The following is a 14,712-nucleotide window of genomic DNA, read 5'->3' as shown; positions in this document are numbered from 1 at the left end:
TACATTATTTTATCTAATTTATTATAACGAAAATGCCTTGAATAGTCAAAGAATTCAAGGCATTTCACGATTATTTATAGGTTTTTATAAAAAAGGTGGATGACTCAAAATGGTCATCCACCTTAGTATAATAATCGGCTGATTAAAAAAGTAGAAAGGAGTTAGGATTATTGTCAGCCGACATTATAAGTTATTGTAATTCTGGCTCGATCAAGCCATAGAATCCATCATGTCTACGATATACTACATTCATTGCTTCTGTTTCAGCATTGAAGAACATAAAGAAGTCATGACCAATAAGATTCATTTGTAAAATAGCTTCTTCTACATCCATAGGACGCACTGCAAAGCGTTTGCGTTTTACAACTTCGATAGCTTCTTCTTCTACAGGAGCCGCTAAAGCTTCTGGATGGAAAGCCTCTTGTTTTTTAAAGCGTTTAGCTAAACGAGTTTTATGTTTATGAATTTGACGTACGATTTTGTCTATTACCAAATCAATAGCAGCATACATATCATCGTTTGTTTCTACACCACGAAGAACAATTTTATTAACGAAGCATGTAAGTTCAACAGTAGATTTATCTTTTACAACGGATAAAACCGCTTGTGCATCTAACTCATCATCGAAGTAACGAGTTAATTTGCTCAATCTCTTTTCGATGTATGCTCTTAAAGCATCTGTCACTTCAATGTTTTTACCTCTGATTGCTACTTTCATAAGTCAACACCCTTTCTAAAAATCATCCACGAGATACGAGTGTGTAGTATTTTTTTTACTTATCTCTCGTGTTATATTTAGTATTTCTACATTCACATATAAAACTCCTCTTTTTTTCAAAAAATTTTTATATTTTTTGTAGAATTATAAATATTACTTTCAGTAGTAGCAAAAAAACTCTGATATCATGCGATATCAGAGTTTTACTATATGTTGCTTTTATGTATTTTTTGGTATGTAATTACGCTTTTACAACGTTAGCAGCTTGAGGGCCACGGTTACCATCAACGATATCAAACTCTACATTTTGACCTTCTGTCAAAGATTTGAAACCTTCGTCTTGGATCGCAGAGTAATGTACGAATACATCGCTACCGTCTTCGCGTTCAATAAAACCATAACCTTTTTCTGCGCTAAACCATTTTACTTTACCTAACATGGTAACATCCTCCTAAAAATATATATATTGTCTTACTGTCTTGCACTACACTTGTATCATAACACAGCATGTATAAAATATCAAACAATAATATTAACACTTTTAATGAATATACAAAGATATCTTATTTGTATCCCACCCTACAAAAATCACATAAAACCCTTTATTTATCAACGTTATAAATATTTGCGAACAGCATATTAATTTATTGCATAATTTTATAATCATAAAATTATATGAATTAAAAATTATTGTCATAAGATATGTATGTATAAAATATTTATATATCACAAATATTTATGGCAATAATCGTATTTCATAGATTAATTAATACCTAGAATGGCTTATTTATAGGGGCTAATTGAATGAATTGAAATCAAGTTATCAAATATATTAATAGATATAAATAGATTCATATATCATAAAATCTAATATGTACAAATTCAGTTAACTTTAAAAATAGTCAAAAAAGGAAGCAAACTCTGTAAACAGAATTTACTTCCTTTTATGTTAGAAATTATTATTATAAAATTTTCGATAAGAACAATTTTGTTCTATCATTTGTTGGTGCATCAAATACTTTTTCAGGAGTATCATCTTCAAGAATTAATCCACCATCTACAAATAATACTCGGTCCGCAACCTCTTTGGCAAAGCCCATTTCGTGAGTAACGATAACCATCGTCATACCTTCTTCGGCTAGAGACTTCATTACATCCAGAACTTCGCGAACCATTTCTGGATCCAATGCAGAGGTAGGCTCATCAAAGAGCATAACCTTTGGTTTCATTGCTAAAGCACGAGCTATAGCAACACGTTGCTTTTGACCACCAGATAAAGAGTCAGGATAAGCATTTGCTTTATCTTTCAAACCTACTCGATCTAATAAAGATTGACCAATTTTTTTAGCCTCATCACTAGATGTTTTGCGGACCTTAGTTTGTGCTAAGGTTAAATTTTCCATTACAGTCATGTGTGGGAAAAGATTAAAGTTTTGGAATACCATGCCTACTTCCGCACGGACTTCATTAAGTTTAGATTTATCTGAAAGATCCATACCATCTACAATGACCTTACCAGATGTAGGCTCTTCTAAGTAATTCATAGTACGCAATACTGTACTTTTACCAGAACCTGATGGACCAATAATAACTACAACTTGACCTTTTTCGATATGTAAATCAATGCCCTTTAATACTTCATTTTTACCAAAGGATTTATGTACATTTTCTAACTTAATCATTTAATGCTATATTTCCTTTCAAGGTAACCAACCAATTGTGAAATTGTTACTGTCATAATAAGGTAGATAACAGCAACTGTCCCCCAGATTTCAAATGATGCATATGTTTTGGCAATGATTAGTTGACCACGGCGTGTCAATTCTTCGAAACCAATTACAGAAACCAATGAGGAGTCTTTCAACATAGCAATAAATTCATTACCCAATGGTGGAATAATTGCTTTGAAAGCTTGCGGCATGATGATATAACGCATAGTTTGGCCCCAAGTCAAACCAAGAGATCGACCCGCTTCCATTTGACCTTTATCAATAGACTGAATGCCAGCACGGAAGATTTCAGATACATAAGCACCAGAGTTAATACTACATGCAGTAACAGCAGCAATAAATGGATCAATACGTTGTCCAGTAATCATTGGCAATGCGAAGTAAATCAAGAAGATTTGTACCAATAGTGGTGTACCACGAATGATATCTACATAGCATTTTGCTAATAATCTAACTACAGTAAATTTAGATAAATTTGCTATGGCTACTAATAGACCGATAAAGAAACCACAGCCTACAGACATGGCTGTAATTTCAACGGTTACAAGTGCACCTTGTAATAAAAGCGGTAAATTATCCGCAATTAACCCCCAATTAAAACTCATGATCTCTCCTATTATTTAAATTCTAATACTACTGGCATATCAGCTGGTGCATCTACATTAAACCATTTTTTATATAATGTATTAAATTCACCATCAGCCTTCATATCGGCGATTGCTTTATTAATTTGTTCTTGCAAGTCTTTGTTGTCTTTATTGATTGCTAAGCCCAAATATTCTTTCGTATTTGGATATGCCATAAATTTAATATGTTGGTCTGGATGTTTAGTACTATAAAATTGAGCTACCGGCAAGTCAATTACAGTTGCATCAGCACCGCCATTTTGTAATTCTAACAAAGCTTCATTACTATGGTCAAACTCTTTTACAGTAGTACCTTCAATTTTATGAGCTAAATCAGCACCAGTTGTACCTAATTGAGCAGCAATCTTTTTACCTTTAAGATCATCAAGGGATGTAATATTGGCACCATCTTTATATACTACAGCAAGTGCATTTTCATAATATGGAGAAGAGAATAACACCTTTTCACTTCTAGCTTTTGTAATAGTCATACCAGATGCTGCTACATCAATATCATGTGTATTTAACGCTGGAATTAAAGCATCAAAGGCAACATTCTTAAGCTCTACATCTTTATTGATACGCTTACCGATGGCACGAATAAGATCAATATCAAAGCCTGTATAGTCTTGAGTTTTTTCATCTTTAAATTCAAATGGAACAAATGTGGCATTAGTACCAACGATTAATTTATTAGAAGTTGTTTGTGTAGAAGTTCCACAACCGCCAATTACAGTACCAGCCATTACTAACATACAACCACCAATGATTAATTTTTTTAACTTCCTATTTAACATCAAATCATCCTCGTTCACTAAACTAACTATTTTTATTACACTAGTATATCACTTAGTATAATTATGTCAACAATTTTGTATAGAAATTTCTTTAATATCAATAAATCACTATATTTGTATTTCATCTTTATACACTTAATGTATAATTATAACATCAATGTATAAAAACTTTCCCATAGATAGTGGTTTTCTATAGATTTTTTAATATACAGATGTATAAAAAGAAAAAAGCACATGAGAAAAGCCTCATGTGCCCGTATACGGCTGACCTGGTCTTTGCCCCCACACTCGCCTGCTGGAAGGTTCGCTCATAAGTCCGAGACTCCCCACTACTACTCCTCTCGGTTTTACCGGCAGGACTTACACCTAAGCCGCACCATGCTCACAACCCCTTGGGTTGCTTATGTGGATCGTTTTGCCTGCGACTGGCATCGACTTTCAACCACAGACCCGTATAGACGTATTATAAAGAATAACATAATTCATGTCTAGATTTACGAAGATATATAATTAAATACAATATATAAAACTTGTATCTTTGTCGAACATATTAACGTTTATTTCTCATTGAAATGAGAATAAAATTTGCAACCCCTTTTTTCCGATGTATAGAAAATTGTAATAGAAAACCTAAAATATTCTTCATATTATTTTAATATTTATAAAATTAATATTTCAAGGTACTATATTTAGTGCATTCCTAAAATGTCAATTATTTTTAGTATGCTAAATATGAATACAACATGTATAACAGAACATACGTATCATACACAAAATATTATTTATGGTGTATAATTTGTATACTATTAAATAAGAACGGCCTAAAGTTGTACGATATGAACATAAGTACGAGGGGTTGTACCATATGTTCTACATGTTAGTTAAAGGGGTTTATTATGTTTATGTTATCATTAATGCAACCATCAGGGTTGTACGAACTGGAGAAGGACAGTTTAGAAGCCATTAGTGCTCAGCTCTTACAAATGATACAAATGAAGAGCTATCATCTCTATACTCATTCTATCCAAGTTTCAAACTATGCAGTTAGTATTGCTGCTAAAATGGGCTTACCATTAAATGAAATTGAGCAAATTCGTCACGCAGCTTTACTGCATGATGTAGGGCTTTTAATGGTACCTAATACATTAATTCAAAAATCTCCATATTTGAATAAACAAGAAATGTCCAAATATAAGCAACATGCTGCAAGTGGTGCCAATATGATTGAAAACTACCCTTGCTGCCAACAAATCTTGCCTTATATTCGTTACCACCATGAAAAATGGGATGGCTCTGGTTATCCAAAACATTTACGAGGTGCTAACATTCCATTAGGAGCTCGAATCATTGCTGTTGCCGATTACTATGATACAACAGTAAATCCATCTACAGAGTTTTGGGCAAAAACTAAAGCTAAAGCAAAAGAAGAACTCTTTAGTGCATCCGGTTCCCTTTTTGATCCAGATGTAGTAAAAGCATTTATCGATGTTCTTGGTTAGTCTCATGATTAAGCGTTCACCATAAGGTGAACGCTTTTTTATATACTTAAAAACTACCACTAGCTAATGTTAATGCATCAATTTTACTGGGTTTATATGCTCTAATGACCTTTGCTACGGCTTCAATCGTAGCCCCTGTAGTATATATATCATCTACTATAAGTATTGTTTTATCCTTTAATTCAATATCTTTATAGTTAGCACCAATGACAAAGGCTTCCTCAATATTTTGATGTCGTTCCTTATTCGTTAACGCCCACATATCATTAGAAGTATCAAATTTGTATAAACAGTCTAACCAAGCAAAATGTTTATTATCTATATTTTGTAAAGATTTAGCCCAGTTGATAAAAAATAAATCAACTTGGTTATATCCTCTCTTAGCTTTTTTCCTTTCGCTAGACGGAACAGGAATAATATAATCATAAATAACAGAGCACTTACTATTAACAATATGAAACTCATCATATTTCATGTAAAGGTTGTACGATGCTAAAAAAGGAGCAACCCCTTTGGACTGCTCCTTTTTTTCGTTGAATTTTACATCGTAAATCATAGACTTTAGACCACCACGGTATTCAGCTAATACACATACATCCTCTACATAATGTAGAAATTTATTTGGTACATGACGAATATGCAGTAGATCAGTAAAACAAGATTCACACCAATCCCCTTGTGTTGCTACAGAGGCTCCACAGTGTGGGCATACAGGTGGAAACAGGAAATCCCAAAGACTCATTACGAATCACATCTCCCTTGTAGTCGTTCTTTAAACAATGTATATCGTTCATCACCGTTTACAGTACGGACAGCACGTTCTATAGCGCTCGTTGTACCAACGATAATAACCTTCCGTTTAGCTCGTGTAACAGCAGTGTACAACAAATTACGTTGCAACATACCACCATAACGTGGAACAAATGGAATGATAACTACACCATACTCGCTACCTTGGCTCTTATGAACCGTAATAGCATAAGCTGGCATAATCATATGTGCTTCGTCGATAGGTAGACGAACCTCTTTATGGATAAATCGGATACAAATATCGGTCCGTGTAATAGCATATATAATCCCAATCTCACCATTAAAGACTTCTAACTCATAATCATTGAGGATTTGGATAACTTTATCCCCTACACGGTATGTAATACCATTAACGCGTGCTTCTCCTTTAAAACTATCTGGAGGATTAACTGCTTGTTGTACATACTGAGAAATGAGCGTACTTCCAGCTTCACCACGTCGCATAGGAGAAATAATTTGAATATCTAATTCATCCTCAATATGCTCCTGTTCTCGCTTATATACATCTATGATAGCTTTCATCATCATATCGTAAGACTTAACAGGTATAAAGGAAAACTCTTCACTTAGACTATCAAGTTTTGGCATTTCACCACGGTTAATAGCATAGGCGCTTTCTACAATAGTGTTACCAGAATTTTGTCGATAAATCTGGTTAAGTCGCGTATAAGGCACACAGTCACTATCGAGCAAATCTTTTAATACAAAGCCTGCTCCAATAGGCGGTAATTGATCTACGTCACCTACGATAATAACATGAGCGTCCTTTGGAATAGCTGCCATTAACGAATAGAATAAACGTACATTGAGCATAGATGCTTCATCAATGATGATAACATCTATATCTAAAGGATCATCTTCATTCTTAGTAAAATCATAAGAATCACTGCCCTGAACAGGTACTAATAAGCGATGTATCGTAGTTGCTTCAAACTCGGTAGCCTCTGTAAGTCGTTTCGCAGCACGACCCGTAGGGGCGCATAGAATAATGCGTCCCAAGCCACCAAGTTGAAATCCTTTTACTAGGGCTTTTATAATCGTCGTTTTACCCGTACCAGGGCCACCAGTAATAAGAGAAAACTTTTCAAAGAAGGATAACTGGATAGCCTCTTTTTGGGCATCCCCAAAAGTAATATAGTTATCTTGTTCAAATTTCTCTATAAAACTTGGAATATCTAGGGAAATTGGATCTGCCTCTAATAAGAAATCCTTTGTATAATGAACGCTTTCTACTTCAGACACGTACATTTCTGGAGGGTAAATATATAAAATGTCTTCATAATAAGTACTATATAAAGCACCCTGCTCTAAAAGACTTTCAATAAAGTTAGCAATATCATCTACATCAGTTTGTAATAGATCATCTAAACGACCAATAAGTTGATCAACAGGCAAACATGTATGCCCTTGGTTATCCAAACTGCGCAAAATCCATTCTAAACCTGCTTCTAAACGGCGAGAGTCACTACCTGTAATACCCAAGTGTTCTGCTAGCGTATCAGCGGTACCAAAGAGCATGTCTGGAGCCACACGTAACAAGGTATACGGATTATCCTCTATAACAGCTACCGACTGAACACCATAATAAGTATATACAGTTCGACTCCATTTAGATGAAATATGATGACTTTCAAAAAAGTGATTTAAATCGGACAAAATGCCTTCACCAAGTAACGTATTAAATAGTTCATCCTTAACACTTTTTCGAAGACCAGGAACATCCTTAATTTCTTCAGGACGTTCCTGTCGTAAAATTTCTAATATACGAATACCAAAATAATCAAGTATCTTTTCTACGGACTTTTCACCAAAACCTTTAATCCCTAAGTTCAATAAGTAGGTCTTTGCAACACCCATATTGTCAGGTTTTAACTTCTCTACACTAGTAGCATCAAATTGTCGACCATATTTTTCATGTTCTACATAACGGCCGCGAACTTCGATATCTTCTCCCTCTTTAGGAGACTCAAATTTACCAGTACAAGTAATGTATTCCTCATTATAATCCTTAAGGACAAACACGCAATACGTACGTTGTGTATTCTCATATATAGTTCGGTATACAAATCCTCGTATAGCGTCCATTATTTCTCCGTATTAGGTAGGGCTTCAATAATTTCTTGTACCGCATCGGTAATGCTACCTTCATTGCCAATCTTGATATGAGCCACTTCTTCGTATAAAGGGTATCGTTCTTCATATACATTAAAGATATACTCGATACTTTCTTTTACAAGTGGACGAATTTCAAGATCCAAATCATCTAGTATATGATTTACATCGCGGTTAACAAATACAACAAGACCATTATTGCGCATTAACTTTACTGTTTTGTCATAGGTAACAGTACCACCACCGGTAGCAATAACAGATGGCTTATTATGAATTAGTTCTTTAATTGTACTGTATTCATACTCGCTGAAAGCATCTTTACCATCATAAATATAAATATTTTGTACAGATTTCCCTACTTTATCTTGAATTGTTTGATCTAAGTCGTAAAAGTCTCGGCCCAATTCTTTGGCTAACATTTTACCAACTGTAGTCTTACCAGCTCCTGGCATACCGATGAGAAAAATATGCTTATGCATATGCTCTTTTAAAAACTCATTGCTCATAGAAACAACAGTCTTTATATAATTTTCAACATACGGTGATAACGTTTTATCTTTGCAATTTGCAGTATGCAATGCAACAATACTTTCATCACGCGCTTCATCTACTAAAGGTAAATGATGTTCATCTTTATATTTACCAATTTCTTTGATTAAAGATAGTCTTTTTTCAAATTCAGCGACTAATACAGCATCAATGCTATCTATTTGTTTACGAGCTTCTTTAATATCCATGAGAACCCCCTTATTATGCATTAGCCAAAATAGCTAAAGCCTGTTCTTCATCCACCTTCATTTGATCAATAAGATCTTGTAAGTTGTTAAATTTAACTTCTCCTCTAATATATGAAATAAATTGTACAAGGACTGTTTTTCCATATATATCTTGGTCAAAGTTAAACAAGTGTACTTCGCATCTATGGTACTGATTTTTAAATGTAGGATTATCCCCAATATTACCTACCCCATCATACCAAATGCCATCGATACACACGCGATTAGCGTACACTCCATCTGGAGGTGTAGCCATTTCATTAGGAAGTAATAAATTTAATGTAGGAAACCCTAGTGTACGTCCTCGTTGATCACCTTTAATAACAGTCCCTTTAAATTGAAATGGTCTTCCTAGCCAATGAGTAGCATCTTCTAAACGCCCTTCTCGAATCGCTTTTCTAATTTCAGTACTTGAAATAGGTGTAGTAAGACCATCACAAGGCAATAAAGGCTGTACTAGGACTTGTATATGCTTATCTGCCAATGCTTGTTTCATATATGTAGGATTACCTAATCCTTTTGCACCGAATGTAAAATTCTCACCTATTACGATGGCTTGAACATTCATATCCGTACAAAGAGCATCTAAAAATTCATCAGCACTCATTTGCAGTAGTTCTTCATTCATAGGTAATCGCAAAATATAATCTACATTCAAATCATCAAGAACGTTATCCATAACCTCTTCTTGAATAACTCGCTTAGGAACACGTTCTGGATGTAGAATTGTCAACGGATGATGTTCAAAGGTAATGATAATGCTAACACCATTAACTGATGCAGCTTCTTCAACAGCCTTCCGTATAACTCGTTGATGACCTCGATGAATGCCGTCAAAGGTACCTAGGGCATATACTTTTGTATCTTTGATTTGACGTAGTTCATCAAACGAATGTAATTGCTTCATACTTATCCTTCAATAAAAATATTTTTTTCCACCTTTAATGTGTGGTTTGTTCGTTTCATAATACCAATGAATCCATGAGGACCATAGGCTCTATAATAATGATCTGGTTCGGTATGGGAAAATTCACTATCAATAGATAATTGTTTGCCTTGAACCATCATCTTTAATTGTACACTATTTACCGTTACTTTTGAAAGATGAGATACCGCCGTATCCGTTGGTAGCAATAGGCTTTCACCATGAATCATCAGTTCCTCAGCCATTTTTGCATAACCAATATCAAAGGGCCCTACTTGAGTACGCGCCAAAGATGTCATCGTTCCTGGTATACCTAATGAAACACATATATCACGTAATAATGAACGAATATAAGTGCCTCCAGAGCATGTTACACGAACTGTAAAATATGGAAAGCCATACGCTACAAGCTCAATATTTTTTATATGAATTTTCCGTAATGGCAATTCTACAGGAATACCTTTACGGGCATATTCATAAGCACGAATACCATTTACTTTAATAGCGGAATATTTTGATGGTTTCTGATTTTGAACTCCAGAGAACGTATTCAATGTATTGACTAATTCTTCAAAAGTTGGTTTTACTATAGCATCAGCAAGTTCTGAACTTTGAGTCGATTCATTTAATAGAACGCCATCTCGCAATACCATGTCATTATCAGGCAATACGGGTTGACCTGAACTATCTTCAGTATCTGTAAAAGTCCCGAATTTACATTCTGCCACATAGGTTTTATCAAAACCATCAGTGTATTCAATAAGTCGCGTAGCCTTACCAAGAAATACTGGCAATACACCATATGCCATAGGATCTAAAGTACCACTATGTCCTATGCGCTTCTCTTTTAAAATGCGGCGACAAATGGCAACAGCATCATGGCTTGTTATTCCAGGAGGTTTTAAAAATGGTAAAACGCCATCCATTATTTAATCACCTCAATAAGAGCTTGTTTTGCTTCCTGTAATGGTAAATTAATGGTACAACCGGAAGCTCGAATATGTCCGCCACCGCCAAAATTACTAGCTATAGCATTCACGTCGGTTCCTTTAGAACGCAAGCTTACTCGCGTTCTATCATCAGCTTCAGCTTTTAATAAAATAGCTATATCAACAGTATCGACGTTTCTAATAATATCTACAAAACCATCCGTATCATCCCCAAGAATTGTCATGGCTTCACGATTCAACTCGATTGTAGCCACTGTGTTATTCTTGTAAAACTCGATAGTTTGCATAACTTGTTTTGTTAATTCAAGACGACTGGCAGACACAGCTTCAATCGTTTCAGAAATAACATTAGGTCTAGCACCAGCTGCTACACATTTTGCAGCCATTTCTAAAGTATTGGCTGTGGTATTACTAAACTTAAAGAAACCACAGTCTGTAGCAATAGCCATATATAATGCAGTGCCCATAGACTCAGTGATAGGCCAATTCCATTTTGTACATAAATCGGTAATAATTTCACCAGTGGCAGCAAAATTAGGCTTTAAATATAGATAATCAGCAAACTCCGTATTAGAAATATGGTGGTCTATATTAAAAATAGGTGCACTCCATAGTGCACCTACTTTGCCAATTCGCTCATACGTGCTAGCATCCAATACCATTAGCATATCAATATCAACAGGATTTGTTTCAAAATACGCTACATCATGGATGTGGTCCGTATATTGTAAGAATGAGTACTTCTCAGGAACTACATCATCCACTACCATATATACAGTTTTACCTTGCCCTACAAGGGCTTCGTAAAAGGCCACCATGGACCCGATAGCATCACCATCAGGTCTAACATGGACGGTTAGCATAATAGAATTAGCTTCACACAGAGCCACATGTAATTGATTAATAGTAATCTTACTCATGTCCTCTATCCTTTGTGTTAATTTTTTTCTTCGTCCTTTTTGATTTCATTCAAAAGGGATTCAATATGCATGCTATAGTCTAAAGACGTATCCTTATCAAATGTGATAGAAGGAATATGGCGCAACTTAAGTACTTTACCAAGCTCAGTACGAATATGGCCTGCTGCATGCTTTAAAGCAATAAGAGTATCTTCTTTTTCCTTATCGGAACCAAACAAGGAAACGTAAATTGTAGCCTCACGTAAATCACCGGTTACATGAACATCGGTAATAGTAGTAAAGCCGATTCGAGGATCTTTCAATCCACGCATCAACATTTGACTTACCTCTTGTTTGATGAATTCTTGTAATTTTCTGACACGAACGTCACTCATATAAACCTCCTATAGTTGAGGTGCAATTTCTTCCATCAAGTACGCTTCAATTACGTCGCCTTCCTTGATGTCGCGGTAACCTTCTAAGGAGATACCACATTCAAAGGATGTTTTAACTTCTTTTACTTCGTCTTTGAATCGACGTAAAGAGTCAACCTTACCTTCAAATACAACAATACCATCACGGATCAAACGTACTTCAGAATCGTTAGTAATACGACCTTCTGTTACATAAGAACCGGCAACGATAGCTTTAGGTGTAGAGATAACTTGACGCACCTCTGCACGACCAACGACAACCTCTTTGAATTGAGGAGCCAACATACCACGCATCGCAGACTCAACGTCATTGATAGCATCGTAGATTACGCGATATGTACGAAGGTCAACTTTTTCATTTTCTGCAGCGCGACGTACATTAGCATCAGGACGTACATTGAAGCCCATAACGATTGCATTAGATGCGGAAGCCAACATGATATCGGATTCATTAATAGCACCTACTGCAGCATGAACGATAACAATACGAACTTCAGGGTTTTTAATACCTTCTAAAGATTGACGCAATGCTTCTACAGAACCTTGAACATCTGCTTTAATGATGATGTTAAGGTCTTTTAACTCACCTTGTTGAATTTGGTTAAAGATATCATCCAATGTAACTTTGTGAGTAGCTTGCAATTCTTGAACGCGTTGTTTAGCAATACGTTTTTCTGCGATTGCACGTGCTTCGTTATCATCCATACCATTGATGATTTCACCAGCTTGTGGAACTTCTGAGAAGCCCAAGATTTCAACTGGCATAGAAGGACGAGCTACTTTTACCTTTTCACCGCGTTCATTTGTCATGGCGCGTACTTTACCATAAGCAGTACCAGCAAGTACAGTATCACCTACACGAAGGGAACCTTTTTGTACTAATACGGTACATACAGCACCACGACCTTTATCAAGTTGAGCCTCGATAACTACGCCGTAAGCTTTACGGTTAGGGTTCGCTTTTAATTCCATAACTTCTGCTACGAGCAAGATATTTTCGAGCAAGTCGTCGATACCTTGTTTTTGTTTCGCAGAAACTGGAACCATGATTACATCGCCGCCCCATTCTTCTGGTAAAAGGCCATGTTCAGACAATTGTTGTTTAACATGGTCTGGGTTAGCACCTGGTTTATCCATTTTGTTGATAGCAACAATAATAGGTACATCTGCAGATTTAGCATGGTTTATGGCTTCAATAGTTTGCGGCATTACACCATCATCAGCAGCTACAACGAGAACTGCGATATCTGTAGATTTAGCACCGCGAAGACGCATAGCTGTAAACGCTTCATGGCCAGGAGTATCAAGGAATGTAATTTTATTGTCGTTATAACGAACTTGGTAAGCACCGATATGTTGAGTAATACCACCTGCTTCGCCAGCTGTTACATTAGTTTGACGAATTACGTCCAACAAGGATGTTTTACCATGGTCAACGTGACCCATGATAGTAACAACTGGAGGACGAGGTTTTAATGTTTCTGGTGCATCTTCGATTTCGATGATATCAGTAGGATCTTCTTCAGGTTCTACTTCTGTTACAGTTACACCAAATTCTTCAGCTACGATTGTAGCAGTATCAACGTCAACCTCTTGGTTAATGCTAGCCATAACACCTAGAAGCATCAACTTTTTGATGATTTCAGATACTTCGCGGCCCATTTTTTCAGCTAATTCTTTAACTGTTAAAGGACCGGATAATTCGATTTCCGTAGCAATCGCTGCTTCAGCCTTACGTTCAGCCTCAGCTTTTTGTTGTAAGTACTGTTCATTACGATGTTTTACGCGATTCTTTTTCTTTTGCATAGATGTAGATAACAAGGATTGAGGACGGTTATTACCGCCTTTTTTATTTTTCTTGTTACGACGATCATTGTTATTAGAATTGCGGTTATCATTGTTTCGATTGTCGTTATTGCGATTATCATTATTACGTGCATCATTAGGACGACCATTGTTATTGCGGTTGTCATTATTGCGGTTATTATTGTTAGGGCGGTTGTTAGCGCGGTCACCAGATTGTTGGTTACCTTCGGATTTACGTGTAGGTTCAGAGATTTGTACATGACGTACATTGCCCTTTTTATGGTCATTTTGTTTAGATTGATCGTCTTGTTTTTGACCACCTTGTTTACGATTATCCTTTTTCTGTTCGTTAGAACGATTTGGATTTTGTTGTTTATGTGGCGCAGCTTCTTGTTTATGAGCTGCAGTTGGAGCAGATTTTTGTTCTACTTTTTGTTCTGTTTTTTGTGCTACTTTAGGTGCTTCAGATTTCTTACTCAATTGTTTTTTTACAATTTCATAACCGGAATCATCTACAGAATTAACTGCTTTCGTAACATTTACATTATGTTGTTGCAAAATAGAAATAACCTGCTTACTTTCTACGCCGAACTCTTTGGCGATTTCATGGACGCGCTTTTTGGACATCTA

General features: G+C 35.8%; 14 protein-coding genes. 1 reads left to right on the top strand and 13 read right to left on the bottom strand.

The genetic code is table 11. The features are described 5' to 3' along the window. Window positions 1–190: 190 nt before the first annotated feature. The 5 genes from hpf to VCHSUH04_RS04390 all read right to left on the bottom strand — a co-directional run bounded on the left by hpf (window position 191) and on the right by VCHSUH04_RS04390 (window position 3,871). A complete protein-coding gene (gene hpf / locus VCHSUH04_RS04410) occupies window positions 191–718 on the bottom strand; it encodes a ribosome hibernation-promoting factor, HPF/YfiA family (protein ID WP_024066679.1) in 528 nt (175 codons plus the stop codon). Between the two features lie 241 nt (window positions 719–959). Continuing rightward, complete coding sequence (locus tag VCHSUH04_RS04405) at window positions 960–1,157, bottom strand: cold shock domain-containing protein (protein WP_005386847.1); 198 nt, start codon at window positions 1,155–1,157, stop codon at window positions 960–962. A 523-nt stretch (window positions 1,158–1,680) separates the two neighbouring features. Then, window positions 1,681–2,400, bottom strand: a complete 720-nt coding sequence (locus VCHSUH04_RS04400; RefSeq protein WP_105085521.1) for an amino acid ABC transporter ATP-binding protein — start codon at window positions 2,398–2,400, stop codon at window positions 1,681–1,683. Then, on the bottom strand, window positions 2,397–3,053 hold the full coding sequence (locus VCHSUH04_RS04395; protein WP_024066676.1) for an amino acid ABC transporter permease: 657 nt from the start codon (window positions 3,051–3,053) through the stop codon (window positions 2,397–2,399). The genes VCHSUH04_RS04400 and VCHSUH04_RS04395 overlap by 4 nt, the downstream gene beginning before the upstream one ends. 11 nt (window positions 3,054–3,064) lie before the next feature. After that, window positions 3,065–3,871, bottom strand: coding sequence for a basic amino acid ABC transporter substrate-binding protein (locus VCHSUH04_RS04390; RefSeq protein WP_105085520.1), 807 nt, complete (start codon window positions 3,869–3,871; stop codon window positions 3,065–3,067). An 896-nt stretch (window positions 3,872–4,767) separates the two neighbouring features. On the opposite strand from VCHSUH04_RS04390, the gene VCHSUH04_RS04385 reads away from it, so the two are divergent. Further along, a complete protein-coding gene (locus tag VCHSUH04_RS04385) occupies window positions 4,768–5,370 on the top strand; it encodes an HD-GYP domain-containing protein (protein WP_105085519.1) in 603 nt (200 codons plus the stop codon). A 46-nt stretch (window positions 5,371–5,416) separates the two neighbouring features. Here the strand turns inward: VCHSUH04_RS04385 and VCHSUH04_RS04380 are convergent, their stop codons facing one another. Genes VCHSUH04_RS04380 through infB form a run of 8 tightly spaced genes read right to left on the bottom strand, consistent with a single transcriptional unit; the run spans window position 5,417 to window position 14,709 of the window. Beyond that, window positions 5,417–6,112 carry a ComF family protein gene (locus VCHSUH04_RS04380; protein ID WP_105085518.1) on the bottom strand — a complete coding sequence of 232 codons (696 nt, stop codon included), beginning with the start codon at window positions 6,110–6,112 and terminating at the stop codon, window positions 5,417–5,419. After that, window positions 6,112–8,265, bottom strand: a complete 2,154-nt coding sequence (locus VCHSUH04_RS04375) for an ATP-dependent RecD-like DNA helicase (protein ID WP_105085517.1) — start codon at window positions 8,263–8,265, stop codon at window positions 6,112–6,114. The genes VCHSUH04_RS04380 and VCHSUH04_RS04375 overlap by 1 nt, the downstream gene beginning before the upstream one ends. Further along, window positions 8,265–9,029: a shikimate kinase gene (locus tag VCHSUH04_RS04370; protein ID WP_105085516.1), complete on the bottom strand. Its 765-nt coding sequence runs from the start codon at window positions 9,027–9,029 to the stop codon at window positions 8,265–8,267. The genes VCHSUH04_RS04375 and VCHSUH04_RS04370 overlap by 1 nt, the downstream gene beginning before the upstream one ends. A gap of 13 nt (window positions 9,030–9,042) precedes the next feature. After that, complete coding sequence (gene ribF, locus VCHSUH04_RS04365; protein WP_105085515.1) at window positions 9,043–9,975, bottom strand: riboflavin biosynthesis protein RibF; 933 nt, start codon at window positions 9,973–9,975, stop codon at window positions 9,043–9,045. Window positions 9,976–9,977: 2 nt separating this feature from the next. After that, entirely contained in the window at window positions 9,978–10,919 is a 942-nt protein-coding gene (locus VCHSUH04_RS04360; RefSeq protein ID WP_105085514.1) for a tRNA pseudouridine(55) synthase TruB, read from the bottom strand. Then, window positions 10,919–11,863, bottom strand: coding sequence for a bifunctional oligoribonuclease/PAP phosphatase NrnA (locus VCHSUH04_RS04355; protein WP_105085513.1), 945 nt, complete (start codon window positions 11,861–11,863; stop codon window positions 10,919–10,921). The genes VCHSUH04_RS04360 and VCHSUH04_RS04355 overlap by 1 nt, the downstream gene beginning before the upstream one ends. 17 nt (window positions 11,864–11,880) lie before the next feature. Further along, entirely contained in the window at window positions 11,881–12,237 is a 357-nt protein-coding gene (gene rbfA / locus VCHSUH04_RS04350) for a 30S ribosome-binding factor RbfA (protein WP_005386857.1), read from the bottom strand. Between the two features lie 9 nt (window positions 12,238–12,246). Continuing rightward, the gene (gene infB / locus VCHSUH04_RS04345; RefSeq protein WP_105085512.1) at window positions 12,247–14,709 is read right to left on the bottom strand and encodes a translation initiation factor IF-2; all 2,463 of its coding nucleotides are present in this window, start codon (window positions 14,707–14,709) and stop codon (window positions 12,247–12,249) included. Window positions 14,710–14,712 lie beyond the last annotated feature (3 nt).

It is taken from the genome of Veillonella sp. T14073-2, assembly GCF_002959875.1.
In the GTDB taxonomy this organism is placed as follows: Bacteria; Bacillota; Negativicutes; order Veillonellales; family Veillonellaceae; genus Veillonella; species Veillonella infantium.
Note: the sequence above shows the minus strand (reverse complement) of the source record. Positions and strands in the feature narration are given on the sequence as shown.